This window comes from Sphingomonas sp. PP-CC-3A-396, assembly GCF_004343105.1.
Taxonomy (GTDB): domain Bacteria; phylum Pseudomonadota; class Alphaproteobacteria; order Sphingomonadales; family Sphingomonadaceae; genus Sphingomonas.
This window is the reverse complement of sequence record NZ_SLYF01000002.1, coordinates 298,158-311,574: the sequence shown is the minus strand read 5'-3', so window position 1 is coordinate 311,574 and position 13,417 is coordinate 298,158. Positions and strand designations below refer to the sequence as shown.

Genomic DNA, 13,417 nt, shown 5'->3' with positions numbered 1-13,417 from the left:
CCCCTCCCCACGGGATCAGACGATCCGTTCGGCTTCCATCTTCTTGATCTCGGCGATCGCCTTGGCGGGGTTGAGGCCCTTGGGGCACGCGTTCGCGCAGTTCATGATGGTGTGGCAGCGATACAGGCGGAACGGATCCTCGAGCTCGTCGAGGCGCTCGCCGGTCATCTCGTCGCGACTGTCGGCGAGCCAGCGATAGGCCTGCAACAGGATCGCGGGGCCCAAGAACTTGTCGGCGTTCCACCAGTAGCTTGGGCACGAGGTCGAGCAGCAGGCGCACAGGATGCACTCGTAGAGGCCGTCGAGCTTCGAGCGGTCTTCCGGCGACTGGAGGCGCTCCTTGCCCGAGGGCGGCGGGGTGACGGTCTGCAGCCACGGCTTTATCGACGAATATTGCGCGTAGAAATGCGTGAAATCGGGGACCAGGTCCTTGATCACGTCCATGTGCGGCAGCGGCGTGATCTGGACCTCGCCCTTGCAATCCTCGATCGCAGTCGTGCAGGCGAGGCCGTTCTTGCCATTGATGTTCATCGAGCACGAGCCGCAAATGCCCTCGCGGCACGACCGGCGGAAGGTGAGCGAGGAATCCTGCTCGCTCTTCATCTTGATCAGCGCATCGAGCACCATCGGGCCGGTGTCGTCGAGATCGAGCGCGAACGTGTCGTAACGCGGGTTCTCGCCGCTGTCGGGATCGTAACGATACACCTTGAACGATTTCAGACGCTTGCCCCCGTTTGCGGGCGCGTGCTTGACGCCCTTCTTGACGACGCTGTTTTTCGGGAGCGAGAATTCGGCCATTGCGAGCGGTCCGTCCGTGGTGTGATTATAGGTTATCAGAGCCGATACATGACAGGGGCCCTCCCCGCAAATCCTTAGCTTCGCGGGTGCAACATGCGTCACACCCGCTGTCGCGTTACCTGCGCGTGCCTGCTCAGATGATGTCGAGGACAAGCCCGAGGTCGCGGGCTTCCTCTGCCTCAATGTACCAGTTGGAGGGGGCCTTCTTCTTCAATTCCTCGAGTGACACGTTCGAGCCCTCGACGATCGCGCGGAAGCCTTCTTCCTGGATGTTGATCGAGTCCTCGATCTCGTGAAGCTTGGCCTTGAGCGTGTAGGAGAGCGTGTTGAGCGGGCCGTTGAGTTCGATCGTGCTCTGCATCTGGCGCTCGTGGATCATGATGCGGCTGTTGCGGGTGAGGAAACGGCTGTCGACCGGGAACGCGGACATGAACGTCGCGCCGGCGGAATAGACCGCGACCTTGCCGAGGAAGAGCGTCTCGCGGCCAGTGTATTCGCGGAGCAGGCGGATGTTGTCGCCCATCGCGCGCGCGACTTCAGGGTCGCCGCCGAGCGTGGTGATCGAGACGACCAGCGGGCCTTCGGTGGGGGCGGCGACGAGTTGCGACTTGAAATTGTCGTACATCGCGTCGTCGACGGGGCCGTGGAGGTGGATGTGGGGGGCGGCCAGCAGCGGGTAGTTGCGGGCGTTCGAAGCGGGGGATGTGTCGGTCATGCCGCGGCAAACTTTTGCGGGGGCGGTGGGTTCCGGATCAGTTGCCGCATATCAGCACGGTGATTTGGTAAGACCTGTTCGACGTGCTATGAAACGGTCATGATCGAGACCATCCATGCCGGCGCGACCGTGAGTATTAGCGACCTGAAGAAGAACCCTTCCGGGGTCATTGAGGCTGCTGGCGGGTTTCCAGTGGCGGTGCTCAATCGCAATACGCCCGCCGCGTATCTCGTGCCGGCTGCGGCTTGGGAAGAGTTGATGGACCGTTTGGAGGACGTCGAACTGGCAGACGTGGTGCGGGCGCGTGCCGACGAGGTGCCGGTCGCAGTGTCGCTTGGCGACCTATAGTCTCGCTTTCCTGCCGAGCGCGCTGCGGGAGTGGGAGAAGCTTGGCGCCAATGTTCGCGAGCAGTTCAAGGCGAAGCTGACCGAGCGGTTGGGCGAGCCGCATATTGCGAGTGCGCGGCTGAGCGGGATGGCCGCGTGCTACAAGATCAAGCTGCGGGCCGCGGGGTATCGGTTGGTGTACCGGGTCGACGATGGCTTGGTGACGGTGATCGTCGTGGCGGTCGGACGTCGGGATCGGAATCTGGTGTACAAGATTGCGGCTGGGCGGATCGATTAGTCGTCGGCGTTGCCCCTGAAGCTTGTTTCCCCGCGAAGGCGGGGATCCAGACTGGGCTCCCGCCTTCGCGGGAGAACAAGGAAGAGGTCAGGCCTTTCCGGCCGTGCGCTTGTACTGGAGGATCCAGCCTACGAGGCCGCCTGGGACGCCGCCTACCAGCGAGAAGAGCGCGTAGAAGGTGATCGCTATCTTCTGGGGTTCTTCGCCGACACCGCGGGGTTCGATGCCGAAGACGTAGATCGCGGTCAGTAGCGCGACGACCACCGGCCACAGGAAGCCGGCGATCATCGGTTGGAAGCGCGTCAGGAGCCCCACCGCGACGGGCACGAGGAACCCGATCGCGATGATGGCCCACGTCATCGAAACATCCCGCTCATCAGTATACCCGCTTCTTGGGCTTGATGTAGTCGATGTCGTCGGTGAGCGTGTAGTCGTGGACCGGACGGAAATCGATCTTGGTCTCGCCGCCCTTGCCGCCCCAGCCGTTGAAGGTGGTGATGGTGTGCTTCATCCAGTTCGCGTCGTCGCGCTCGGGGAAATCCTCGTGCATGTGGGCGCCGCGCGACTCGGTGCGGTTGGCGGCCGAGTTCATCGTCACGACCGCCTGGCCGATCAGATTGTCGAGCTCCATCGTCTCGACCAGATCGGTGTTCCAGATCATGCTGCGATCCTTCACGGCGACGTCGGTCATCCGGCTGTAGATCCCGGCCATCTTCTCGACGCCCTGGTTCAGCAGCTCGGTGTCGCGGAACACCGCGCAATGCTTCTGCATGGTCTGCTGCATGTCGAGGCGGATCTGCGCGGTCGGCGAACCGCCGCTCGCGTTGCGGAAATGGTCGAGACGCGTGAGCGCGAGATCTTCCGACCCCTTGGGCAGCGGCGCGTGTGCCGTACCGGGCTTCAGCGTGTCCTTGATCCGCAGGCCGGTCGCGCGGCCGAACACCACGAGATCGATCAGGCTGTTCGAGCCGAGACGGTTGGCACCGTGGACCGAAACGCACGCTGCCTCGCCGACCGCGAACAGGCCGGGTACTACCGCGTCGGGGTTGCCGTCGACGAGGTTGACGACTTCGCCGTGGAAGTTGGTCGGGATGCCGCCCATGTTGTAATGCACGGTCGGCGTGACGGGCAGCGGCTGGCGCGTGAGATCGACGCCGGCGAAGACCTTGCCGGTCTCGGTGATGCCCGGCAGGCGCTCGGCGAGCACCTTGGGATCGATGTGATCGAGATGCAGGAAGATGTGGTCGCCGTTCTTGCCGACGCCACGACCTTCGCGCATTTCGAGCGCCATCGAGCGGCTGACGACGTCGCGCGAGGCGAGGTCCTTCGCCGACGGGGCATAGCGCTCCATGAAGCGCTCGCCCTCGGAGTTGGTCAGGTAACCGCCCTCACCGCGTGCGCCCTCGGTGATGAGCACGCCCGCGCCGTAGATGCCGGTCGGGTGGAACTGGACGAACTCCATATCCTGGAGCGGCAGGCCGGCACGGAGCACCATCGCGTTGCCGTCGCCGGTGCAGGTGTGCGCCGAGGTCGCCGAGAAATAGACGCGGCCGTAGCCACCGGTCGCGAGCACGGTCTGATGGCTGCGGAAGCGGTGGATCGAGCCGTCTTCCATGCACAGCGCGATGACGCCGCGGCAGACGCCGTTCTCCATGATCAGGTCGAGCGCGAAATACTCGACGAAAAAGTCCGTGTTGTACTTCAGGCTCTGCTGATACAGCGCGTGGAGCATGGCGTGGCCGGTGCGATCGGCGGCGGCGGCGGTGCGCTGGACCGGCGGCCCCTCACCCATGTTCTGCATATGGCCGCCGAACGGACGCTGATAGATCGTGCCGTTCTCGTTACGGCTGAACGGCATGCCGGCGTGTTCGAGTTCGTAGACCGCCTGCGGAGCCTCGCGGCAGAGATACTCGATCGCGTCCTGGTCGCCGAGCCAGTCGGAACCCTTGACGGTGTCGAACATGTGCCAGGTCCAGTGATCCGGCGAGTTGTTGCCAAGGCTGGCGGCGATGCCGCCTTGGGCTGCAACGGTATGCGAACGGGTCGGGAAGACCTTGGTGATGCACGCGGTCTTCAGGCCGCTCTCGGCGATGCCCATCGTCGCGCGCAGGCCGGACCCGCCGGCACCGACGACGACCGCATCATAGGTATGATCGATGATCTTGTAGGCAGACATCAGGCGGGGGCTCCGGAGAAGGCGACCTTCAGGATCGCGAACAGGGCGATGCCGCCCAGCGTGAAGGTGAACAGGTTGAGGAGGATCATCGTCACGACACGGCTTTCGTCGTGCATGTAATCCTCGATCACGACCTGAAGACCGAGACGGAAGTGATAGAAGACCGACAGGATCAGCAGCGCCATCGGCACCGCGACCCAAGCCGATTGCAGCCACAGATGGACCGCGGCGTAATCATAGCCGGGCATCCGCGCGACCGAGATCATCAGCCACAGCATGAGGAACAGGTTCGCGCCCGCCGTCAGGCGTTGCTGCCACCAGTGATGCGCGCCGTGTTTCGCGCTGCCGAGGCCGCGGACGCGACCGATTGCCGTACCCGAACCCATTACTTGATCCCCATGTAGAGCCAGAACACGATCGTCAGCGCGACCGAGGCGACCATCGTCGCGAGCGCACCCATCTTGTTCCGCTTCAATTCGTAGCCAGCACCAGTGTCGAGCACGAAGTGGCGGATGCCGGTCATCATGTGCTGGAACAGCGACAGCGTCAGCCCGACCGCGACGATGTAGCCGAGGATGTTGAGACGGCCGGTATCGGTCGTGAACACGTCGACGAAGGTCGCATAGGCCTGATCGCCCGATGCGATCGCGGCGAGCCACCAGACGAGCAGCAGGCTGCCGACGGTCGCCATCCCGCTGCCGGTCGCGCGGTGCAGGATCGAGACCAGCATGTGCGGGCCCCATTTATAGACCTGCAAATGGGGAGAAAGCGGGCGTGCCGGGTTGCGCGATGCCAAGGGCGGAGTCCTCGAACCAGAAGATGACGAACCAAAAATATCTTGGTCCACAATATATAGATCGGGCGACCTATTAGCCACCACGTGCTGCGATGCAACCCATTGGGGGCGGTCCGATAACCCATGACACCGCTGGCCCTCCACGCGACATCGGAGCGCCGATCCACTTCATTGCGGTTTCGAAATAATCCGCAACACGGTCGACGCGGCCCCCATCCCTAACCCGCTCTTAAGATATGCCGTGTAGCGCTGGACCGGTATTCCCGATCCGGAGCCCAGCATCTTGACCACCACCGACCTGCCGGTACCCGGCGCGATTGCCGCTTCCGTCGACCTGGCAGCCCGGCTGCGGGCGTTCGACTTCGACGGATCGCTGGCTGGCGCGAGTCGGGAAGTCTGGGCCGCGCTCGCTCCCGAAATCACGCACGTCTCGAAGGCGTATTGGGAGCAATGGCTGCGCTGTTTCTCCGACGAGCGGATCTGGGCGGCGCACGAAACCGAGCGGATGATCGAGGTCGGCTGCACCTTCCTGCGCAATCGCTTCCTCGAGACGAGCGGTCGCGCCTGGGTCGAGTCGGTCGAACGCTCGGTCGCCGCCGCCTATGTCGCAGACGTCTCGCCGATGGCGCTGCTGTCGATGATCAGCGCGAGCGACCGTGCCGCGCTCGAAGTCTTGATGCGCCGGGTCGACCGGTCGGATGCCAAGCTGCCGGTCTATATCGACACGCTGATGCGGCTGTCGGCGCTCGAAGGCGAGATCACCGTCGCGATCTACAACGCGTACCGGACGCATTCCGCGCAGAACGCACGCGATACGCTGGCGGCCGAGTTCCGCGACGGCATCGCGGCAATGGTCGAGACCGCGACCGACGAAGGGCATATGCTCCGCGAACAGGCGATGCGCAGCTCGGCGTCGACCCGCGCGGTGCTGGGCAAGGCGAGCGAAGTCGCCGCCGCCGCCGAGCAATCCGCAGTCGCCATGCGCGAAGCCGCACAGACCGCCGCCGGGCTGATCCGCGCGATCGAGGATGCGCGGACCGAGGTCGAGGCTGCGGCCGAGATCGCCAACCGGGCGTCGGTGCAGGCTGGCCAGGCGGTCGGCATGTCCGAGACGCTCAGCGATCATGCGAAGTCGATCGAGTCGATCCTCGGGCTGATCCGCGACATCGCCGGGCAGACCAACCTGCTCGCACTGAACGCGACGATCGAGGCGGCGCGCGCCGGTGATGCCGGGCGTGGCTTCGCGGTCGTGGCGCAGGAAGTGAAATCGCTCGCCAACCAGACCGCACGCGCAACCGACGACATCGCCGCGAAGATCGCCGCGATCCAGTCGGCGACGCGTTCGACGGTCGAGACCAACGCGTCGATCAAGTCGACCGTCGCCGAGGTGCAGGAGAGCGCCGACCGGATTCGCTATGCGATGGAGGCACAGGCGCAGACCGTGACCGCGATCACCGCCGCGGTCGACGAGACCGCGCTGGCAGCGGACTCGATGTCGACCACGATCGCCGCGATACGCGAGGATACCGAAACGGTCGCGACCGAGATCGACGGCGTCGGCCGCGGCTTCGACGTGCTCGACTCGCGGCTTGGCAATCTCAAGAACAGCGCCGGGGATTTCGTCGCGAAGGTCGCTGCATAAAGGACCCTCAGGAGGGGGCGATGATCGAACACCAGGAGAGGATGGCCTTTGCGGCCGGCGAGACCAAGACCCGGAACCCGGTGCGCAACTGGGGCGGCGATCAACGGCCGCTACGCAAGCGCGTGCATGATTACGACTGGGACGGGCTGATCGAACCCGCCTGCGCGACGCTCAGCGCGTTGCTAGAACCGGCCGATCGTCGCCGGATCGCCGAGACGTTCTGGCGGCACTATCTCTCGCTCGAGTCGGCACGGCACCTTCAGCGGCATTTCACCCCCGAACTGCTCGATCAGCGGATCGCCCTGAGCACCGAATATGTCGGCCTGAAATACGGTGCCCCCAACGACGATGCGTGGAAGGCGATGGCGATCAGTCATGCAGAGAATTCTCATCGCTCGGGCGTCCCCCTGCCCGCGCTGCTGTCATCGCTGGCATTTGCGCACAGCGTGACGCTCAACCTGCTCGCGGATCGGCTCGGCGGGGACCTGTCGGCGATGCGGACGCTGAGCGACGTGGTCCAGCGGCTCGCGCTGATCGAGGCGGATATCATGGCGTCGCATCTCGGCGCGAGCGATGCGGAGGCGGCACGGGTCGAACGCCAGACGCGCGCGACCGATTTTCGCAGCAGCATTGCCGCATCGATCGAGGATACCGCGGCGCTGGGCGCGCGGATTCGCGTGCAGGCGGCGGGGGCGTCGGCCTCGACCCGCGGCATGCTCGGTCGGGCAAGCGAGGTCGCGGCGGCGGCGGAACAGTCCGCGGTGGCAATGCGCGAGGCGGCATACACCACCGCCGGGCTGATCCGCGCGATCGAGGATGCGCGCGGTGAAGTTGAGGCCGCAGGCAAGATCGCCGACCGCGCCTCCGCCCAGACCGGCGAGGCCGTCGGCGTATCGGAGGCGCTGAGCGAACATGCCAAGTCGATCGAATCGATCCTCGGGCTGATCCGCACCATCGCCGGGCAGACCAATCTGCTGGCGCTGAACGCGACGATCGAGGCGGCGCGCGCGGGCGACGCCGGGCGCGGCTTCGCGGTGGTGGCGCAGGAGGTGAAATCGCTCGCCAACCAGACCGCGCGGGCGACCGACGACATCGCCGCGAAGATCGCCGCAATCCAGTCAGCGACCGCGGCGACGGTCGCGACCAACGCCGAGATCAAGTCGACCGTCGCCGAGGTCCAGCGTAGCGCCGCACGGATCCGTCACGCGATGGAGTCTCAGGCGCAGACCGTCAGCGCGATCACCGCCGCGGTCGACGAAACCGCGCTGGCGGCGGATTCGATGTCGCACACCATCGCCACGATCCGCGAGGACACCGAGGCGGTGGCCTCCGAGATCGACCAGCTCGGCCACGCGTTCGGCGAGGTCGACGATCAGCTGGGGGTGCTGCGGGGTGCGGCGGACGGGTTCTCGGCGAGCGTGGCGTGAGCGGCTCGGAGACACTGTTCGTCACCCGCGGCTCTGGCCGCTCCTGCGCCATAACCAGCCGAGCAGGCGTCCCGCCAGCGCCGGCAGTCCAGGGCGGAACAGCAGCCAGTCGCGGATCGGTGCGTCGACCGTCGCGCCGATGACCTGCTTGTAGCCACTATCGCCTGCGCCCCAATCGACCCGGCGGATCCCTCGCGCCTGGGCCGCGACCAGGTTGCGCCAGTAGAGCAGTTTGCCCGGCGAGTGCTTGGCGAAACGCGGGTCGTAGCTGTTGGCGACTGCGTACAGGAGTTCGCCGGTATCGATATCGAACGAGAAGGCGGCAGACGCACCGTCGACCGTCAGCAGCGCGGCGCGGAACATGCCCGCAAGCACCGGGTCGGCGACCGCAGCCTGCCAGAAGGCGAGATGACCGTCGGCGGTGAACTTCATGCCGGTGCGATCGGTAGCGTGCGCGATCCAGCTCGTCTGTTCGACCGCGCCGAGATCGGCGAATGCGGCGGGCCAGTCCGCGCCCGAGAGGAAGCGCCAGTCGGGCGTGCCATGCTCGGCGAGGTGCTTTTCGTGAAAGCGGTTCTTGCGCAGCGTCGAGGTGCGTGGCCAGGGCTCGCCTTCGCGCGCACGTGGCAGGTCGAGCGACCAGCTATCGCCGATCGCGCGATCGACCGTCGTCCAGCCTTGCGCGCGGGCCGTGGCGATCAACGCGGCGGCGGCGGGGTCGGTGTCGTAGACCGGGCCGATCCTGATGCCGTTGACGTGGCACGCCAGGGTCGACAGCGCGGCCTTTAGCGCAGGTTCACCGGCTTCGAGCGCGAGGCCGAAGCTGCGGAACGGCCAGTAGCAGCCGGGGATCGCCGCGATCCGGAGCAGGCGTGGCCCCAACGGCACGAACGGCAGCGTCAGCACCGCCGCGTCGTCCTGCTCGACCACCAGGGTCTTGGCTTGGCCACCATAGGCGGCGAGCGCGGCGGCGTACCAGCCGAAGCGCAGAAAGCGGTGGCTCTGCGCGCCTCGCTCCGCGACGCTGTCGATCGCCGCGGCAAGCCCCTCGACCACGTCGGCGCGGATCGTGGGGGGCAGCCGGACGAAGTCGGCCAGGAGCATCGGCTTGGACATTGCCCGCTAGATACCGCGCAGAAGGTTACGATTGCATGCTCTTTTGCAATCGCCCCCTTTTGCATTCGGCCATTCCCCATCATGGTGACGGTCATGCCGACGATCCCCGCCATTTCGACGATCGCTCAGACGATCCAGCTCTCGCTCGCGCCGGTGTTCATGCTCGCCGGCATCGGTCAGTTGCTCAATGTGCTGGCCGGACGCCTGTCGCGGGTGATCGACCGCGCGCGGAAGCTGGAACTGCTGCACGGCAGCATCGCCGGACCCGACCATCATCGCTATGTCTGGGAACTGCGCCTGCTCGACCGCCGGATGACGATCATCAACGCCGCGCTGTTCCTGGCGGTGTCGAGCGCGATCATGACCTGCGTGCTGATCGCACTGCTGTTCATCGCCGAGCTCGCCAAGCTGCATTTCGGCACGGCGGTGGCCTTGTGCTTCATCCTGGCGATGATCCTGCTGATCGCAGCACTCGTCTCGTTCATCGTCGAGGTGCGGATTTCGCTGCGCGCGTTCCGGATCCGGCCCGAACTGCTGAAAGACCTGTCGTGAACGAGAAGCGCGTGTTGCAGGCGGTGATCGCGGTCGCGTGCCTGTTGCCACTGATCGTCGGCGGCCAGGGCGTGCTGCACGGCCCCGCGCCGTTCGGCCATCTCGCCGAGGTACCGCGCGATCTGGACAGCCATTTCCGGTATATCTCCGGCATCTTCTTCGCGACCGGATTGGGGTTTCTGAGCTGCATCCCCGATATCGAGCGCAAGGGGCCGCGCTTCCGGCTGCTCGGCGGGTTGATCTTCGTCGGCGGCGTATCGCGCGGGATCTCGCTGCTAGCGGTAGGGGTGCCGTCGCAAGGACATGTGCTCGGGCTGGGTATGGAGACGGTGGTCGTGCCGTTGCTGATGCTCTGGCAGTGGAATTTCGCGAAGCGAGTGGGCTGACCCCTTTTCCCCCGGCCCCTCGACACCCACAGTCCCCCCACCCGTCATCCTGACGAAAGTCAGGATCCAGAGCCATTGGCGCCACGCTCTTTGCTCTGGGTCCTGACTTTCGTCAGGATGACGGCAGGTGTGGGAGGTCGTCCTGTTTTACCCAGCACGCCAATCACCCGGTCAGCGAGCAGCGTCCAAACCGGGGCCTATGTCGGCAGTCGGCAGATACCGTGGTGCCACGCGAGCCTTCGCTCTTTGCTCATACGCATAACCCGCGCCCAGCACCGCAGCGTCGCCGTACTTCGTCGCGATGAACGACAAGCCGACCGGCAGACCACGGACCAACCCCATCGGCACCGTCAGGTTCGGATACCCCGCGATCGCCGGCAAACCGCTCGAACTCGGCCCGCCATATTGATCGCCGTACACCGGTTCGCTGAGCCAAGCCGGGCCGTAAGTCGGCTCGACCAGGACGCTCGCGCCCGCCGTCTTGAGCATCGCATCGATCCCCTCCGCACCCGCCAGCCGAAGCGATTTCGCGCGCGCCGCCTTGTATGCAGGATCGCCCAACCCCTTGGTCTTCGCCGCAGCCTCGAACGTCTCCTGCGCGAAGAACGGCATTTCCGCGCCTGCGTTGGCGGTGTTGAACGCGATGACCTGATCGAGCGTCCGCGTGCGGACCGCGCCCGGCGTGGTCGCGAGATACGTGTCGAGGTCGGCTTTCAGCTCGGTCTGGAGCACCAGCAGTTCCGCCTCGCCAAGACCATCCAATTTAGGCTGCTTCACCTCGACCAGCACCGCCCCCGCAGCCTTCAGCACGTCGAGCGCCGCCTCATATCGCGCCGCGACGTCGTCGGTCATCTCCGGCCGGATCACGCCGACGCGCAGGCCCGACAGCGCGCTAGTCGACAGTGCCGCTGCGTAATCGCGCTTGTACGCCCCTGCCCCGGCGGTCGCCGCATCCGCTGCGTCGGCCGCAACCATCGCCGAAAACATCGTCGCCACGTCGCGCACGCTCCGCGCCATCGGCCCCGGCGTATCCTGGCTGTGGCTGATCGGCACGACATGCGTGCGGCTGACGAGGCCCAGCGTCGGCTTCAACCCGACCAGCCCGTTGATCGACGACGGACACACCACCGAGCCATCGGTCTCCGTCCCGATCGCCGCCGCCGCAAAGCTCGCCGCGATCGCCGCGCCCGACCCGCTCGACGATCCGCACGCGGTCCGGTCGAGCGCATAGGGGTTCTTGACCAGGCCACCGACCGCGCTCCAGCCGCTCATCGACCGGGTCGACCGGATGTTCGCCCATTCGCTGAGGTTGGTCTTCCCCAGGATCACCGCCCCCGCGGCGCGGAGTTGCGCCACAACGGGTGCGTCGCGACGCGTGAGATTGTCCTTCAGCGCGAGGCTGCCGGCCGTCGTCGGCATCGCATCCGCGGTCTCGACATTGTCCTTGATGAGCACCGGCACGCCGTGGAGCGGACCACGGATGCGCCCGGCCTGGCGTTCGGCGTCGAGTGCCTTGGCCTGCGCCAGCGCGTCGGGGTTCAGCGCGATGACGGCGCGGAGAGTGGGGCCCTTGCGGTCCATCGCCGCGATCCGCGCGAGATAGGTGCGGACGAGGTCGACGCTGCTCGCCTTGCCGGACGTCATAGCCGCCTGGAGCTGATCGATCGACTGTTCTTCGACCGCGACCGTCTTGGCGCTCGCCACGGCTGGAACGGCGGTTGCGAGCAATAGCCCGATGATAACCTTACGCATTTTGCGAATCCCCTTTGGCGCGAGGCTATCGGGGTTGCGCATCCACGCCAAGCGGTCTGAACGATGCTCGACACGAAGCGTTACGGACCAGCAACGGATAGGGGAATGGCGTGCGTCTCGTGTTGAAGATCGTCGGGGCCGTCGTGCTGCTGGCGATCGTGGTCGTCGCGCTGGCGGTGACGATCGTCCCACGCTTCCTCGACCGCCTCTACTATCGCGGACCGGCGAGCGGCCATTTCGACGGCGCGCACTTCGCCAATCCCGACAACGACGCCGACACGCAGCAGATCCAGCCCACCGGCGGTGGTCGCGCGAGCTTCTTCTGGCACTATTTTACGGGCAGCGATGGGCGGCCTGCGTGGCCCAAGTCGGTCGCGGTGAATCGCATCGCGCCGCCCGCCCGCGTCGAGGGCGAGCAGATGGTCGTGACGTGGATCGGCCATGCCAGCGTGCTGATCCAGACGCAGGGGCTCAACATCCTCACCGATCCGGTCTGGGCGGAGAAGGCCGGACCGCTTGGCACCGGGCCGCGTCGTGTCGCCGAGCCGGGGATCGCGTTCGACGCACTGCCGAAGATCGACGTCGTGCTGGTCAGCCACAATCACTACGATCATCTCGACAAAGCGACGCTGCAACGGCTGTGGCAGCGCGACCGGCCGCGGATCGTCACGAGTTTGGGCAACGACAGCGTGATCGGCCAGACCGGGGCGGAAGCGACCGCGCTCGACTGGGGACAGCGGGTGGCGATCAAGCCGGGCGTCGCGGTCGCCGTAACGCGCAACCATCATTGGGGCAGCCGCTGGTTCACCGATCGCAATCGCGCGCTGTGGTCGAGCTTCGTCGTGACGCTGCCGGGCGGGAACGTGTTCTTTGCGGGCGATACCGGGATGGGCGACGGGAAGTGGCCGGTCGAAGCGGCGGCACTCGGCCCGATCCGGCTGGCGCTGATCCCGATCGGCGCGTTCCGGTTCGTCGATGGGCAGATGGAATCAGGCAGCCATATCGGCCCGGTCGATGCGGTCGAGGTCTATCGCCGACTGGGCGCGGCGCACGCGATCCCGATCCACTGGGGGACCTTCCGGCTGTCGTTCGAAGGGTATGATACGCCGCCGAAACTGCTGGCGGCGGCGATGCGGTGTACGGGGCAGACCGGGTTCGCGCCGGTGGCGATCGGGCGGCCGGTGGCGGTTGCGGGGTATGCGAAGCCGGCGGCGGTCGCACCTATGCCGAGGAAGGCGTTGCTGCGGTGCCTTGATACACCAGACGTTCGCGCTTTGCGGTAGTCGGGATCGCTCCCCCATTACCTCCCCGGCGGAGGCCGGGGTCCAGTTGGAGGACGTTGCTAACGGGGCACGGCCCGCTGTTACTGCCACCTTTCCAACTGGGCCCCGGCCTCCGCCGGGGAGGTGTTAATAGGCAAGGGATTAGGACA

Annotated in this window: 15 protein-coding genes; 7 read left to right on the top strand and 8 right to left on the bottom strand. The window is 66.0% G+C overall.

Annotation, left to right across the window (positions count from 1 at the left end; all coding sequences use genetic code 11):
* Positions 1 to 15 precede the first annotated feature (15 nt).
* Both C8J40_RS05140 and C8J40_RS05135 read right to left on the bottom strand, forming a co-directional pair.
* Positions 16 to 798: a succinate dehydrogenase iron-sulfur subunit gene (locus C8J40_RS05140; protein WP_132896076.1), complete on the bottom strand. Its 783-nt coding sequence runs from the start codon at positions 796 to 798 to the stop codon at positions 16 to 18.
* Between the two features lie 133 nt (positions 799 to 931).
* The gene (locus C8J40_RS05135; protein WP_132896075.1) at positions 932 to 1,513 is read right to left on the bottom strand and encodes an ATP-dependent Clp protease proteolytic subunit; all 582 of its coding nucleotides are present in this window, start codon (positions 1,511 to 1,513) and stop codon (positions 932 to 934) included.
* A gap of 99 nt (positions 1,514 to 1,612) precedes the next feature.
* On the opposite strand from C8J40_RS05135, the gene C8J40_RS05130 reads away from it, so the two are divergent.
* Positions 1,613 to 1,861, top strand: a complete 249-nt coding sequence (locus C8J40_RS05130) for a type II toxin-antitoxin system prevent-host-death family antitoxin (RefSeq protein ID WP_132896074.1) — start codon at positions 1,613 to 1,615, stop codon at positions 1,859 to 1,861.
* On the top strand, positions 1,848 to 2,138 hold the full coding sequence (locus C8J40_RS05125; RefSeq protein WP_132896073.1) for a type II toxin-antitoxin system RelE/ParE family toxin: 291 nt from the start codon (positions 1,848 to 1,850) through the stop codon (positions 2,136 to 2,138). Before C8J40_RS05130 ends, C8J40_RS05125 begins: the two co-directional genes overlap by 14 nt.
* An 87-nt stretch (positions 2,139 to 2,225) precedes the next feature.
* Here the strand turns inward: C8J40_RS05125 and C8J40_RS05120 are convergent, their stop codons facing one another.
* The 4 genes from C8J40_RS05120 to sdhC are packed head-to-tail and all read right to left on the bottom strand — an operon-like array spanning position 2,226 to position 5,110.
* Entirely contained in the window at positions 2,226 to 2,498 is a 273-nt protein-coding gene (locus tag C8J40_RS05120; protein WP_132896072.1) for a hypothetical protein, read from the bottom strand.
* Between the two features lie 16 nt (positions 2,499 to 2,514).
* Complete coding sequence (gene sdhA, locus C8J40_RS05115; protein ID WP_120299368.1) at positions 2,515 to 4,317, bottom strand: succinate dehydrogenase flavoprotein subunit; 1,803 nt, start codon at positions 4,315 to 4,317, stop codon at positions 2,515 to 2,517.
* The gene (gene sdhD / locus C8J40_RS05110; RefSeq protein WP_060524023.1) at positions 4,314 to 4,700 is read right to left on the bottom strand and encodes a succinate dehydrogenase, hydrophobic membrane anchor protein; all 387 of its coding nucleotides are present in this window, start codon (positions 4,698 to 4,700) and stop codon (positions 4,314 to 4,316) included. The genes sdhA and sdhD overlap by 4 nt, the downstream gene beginning before the upstream one ends.
* On the bottom strand, positions 4,700 to 5,110 hold the full coding sequence (gene sdhC / locus C8J40_RS05105; RefSeq protein WP_132737491.1) for a succinate dehydrogenase, cytochrome b556 subunit: 411 nt from the start codon (positions 5,108 to 5,110) through the stop codon (positions 4,700 to 4,702). The genes sdhD and sdhC overlap by 1 nt, the downstream gene beginning before the upstream one ends.
* 298 nt (positions 5,111 to 5,408) lie before the next feature.
* Here sdhC and C8J40_RS05100 point away from each other — a divergent pair, with 298 nt between their 5' ends.
* Together C8J40_RS05100 and C8J40_RS05095 are read left to right on the top strand one after the other, a co-directional pair.
* Entirely contained in the window at positions 5,409 to 6,752 is a 1,344-nt protein-coding gene (locus C8J40_RS05100) for a methyl-accepting chemotaxis protein (RefSeq protein ID WP_132738232.1), read from the top strand.
* Positions 6,753 to 6,772: 20 nt separating this feature from the next.
* Positions 6,773 to 8,179 (top strand): methyl-accepting chemotaxis protein, encoded by a 1,407-nt coding sequence (locus C8J40_RS05095; RefSeq protein WP_243693213.1) that lies wholly within the window; start codon positions 6,773 to 6,775, stop codon positions 8,177 to 8,179.
* Positions 8,180 to 8,200: 21 nt separating this feature from the next.
* Here the strand turns inward: C8J40_RS05095 and C8J40_RS05090 are convergent, their stop codons facing one another.
* A complete protein-coding gene (locus C8J40_RS05090; protein WP_132896071.1) occupies positions 8,201 to 9,295 on the bottom strand; it encodes a GNAT family N-acetyltransferase in 1,095 nt (364 codons plus the stop codon).
* 93 nt (positions 9,296 to 9,388) lie between these two features.
* On the opposite strand from C8J40_RS05090, the gene C8J40_RS05085 reads away from it, so the two are divergent.
* A complete protein-coding gene (locus C8J40_RS05085) occupies positions 9,389 to 9,847 on the top strand; it encodes a DUF2721 domain-containing protein (RefSeq protein WP_132737485.1) in 459 nt (152 codons plus the stop codon).
* Positions 9,844 to 10,233, top strand: a complete 390-nt coding sequence (locus C8J40_RS05080) for a DUF4345 domain-containing protein (protein WP_132896070.1) — start codon at positions 9,844 to 9,846, stop codon at positions 10,231 to 10,233. Before C8J40_RS05085 ends, C8J40_RS05080 begins: the two co-directional genes overlap by 4 nt.
* A 171-nt stretch (positions 10,234 to 10,404) precedes the next feature.
* Here C8J40_RS05080 and C8J40_RS05075 read toward each other — a convergent pair whose 3' ends face one another.
* Positions 10,405 to 11,985 carry an amidase gene (locus C8J40_RS05075; protein ID WP_132896069.1) on the bottom strand — a complete coding sequence of 527 codons (1,581 nt, stop codon included), beginning with the start codon at positions 11,983 to 11,985 and terminating at the stop codon, positions 10,405 to 10,407.
* Positions 11,986 to 12,104: 119 nt separating this feature from the next.
* Between C8J40_RS05075 and C8J40_RS05070 the strand changes: the two genes are divergently transcribed.
* Positions 12,105 to 13,268, top strand: a complete 1,164-nt coding sequence (locus C8J40_RS05070) for an MBL fold metallo-hydrolase (protein WP_132896264.1) — start codon at positions 12,105 to 12,107, stop codon at positions 13,266 to 13,268.
* Positions 13,269 to 13,417 lie beyond the last annotated feature (149 nt).

Bases quoted from the DNA above. Each gene is read 5' to 3' on its own strand.
- C8J40_RS05120 (WP_132896072.1), bottom strand. From the start codon at position 2,498: ATGACGTGGGCCATCATCGCGATCGGGTTCCTCGTGCCCGTCGCGGTG.
- C8J40_RS05075 (WP_132896069.1), bottom strand. From the start codon at position 11,985: ATGCGTAAGGTTATCATCGGGCTATTGCTCGCAACCGCCGTTCCAGCC.
- sdhD (WP_060524023.1), bottom strand. From the start codon at position 4,700: ATGGGTTCGGGTACGGCAATCGGTCGCGTCCGCGGCCTCGGCAGCGCG.
- C8J40_RS05085 (WP_132737485.1), top strand. From the start codon at position 9,389: ATGCCGACGATCCCCGCCATTTCGACGATCGCTCAGACGATCCAGCTC.
- C8J40_RS05135 (WP_132896075.1), bottom strand. From the start codon at position 1,513: ATGACCGACACATCCCCCGCTTCGAACGCCCGCAACTACCCGCTGCTG.
- C8J40_RS05095 (WP_243693213.1), top strand. From the start codon at position 6,773: ATGATCGAACACCAGGAGAGGATGGCCTTTGCGGCCGGCGAGACCAAG.
- C8J40_RS05130 (WP_132896074.1), top strand. From the start codon at position 1,613: ATGATCGAGACCATCCATGCCGGCGCGACCGTGAGTATTAGCGACCTG.
- C8J40_RS05140 (WP_132896076.1), bottom strand. From the start codon at position 798: ATGGCCGAATTCTCGCTCCCGAAAAACAGCGTCGTCAAGAAGGGCGTC.
- C8J40_RS05090 (WP_132896071.1), bottom strand. From the start codon at position 9,295: ATGTCCAAGCCGATGCTCCTGGCCGACTTCGTCCGGCTGCCCCCCACG.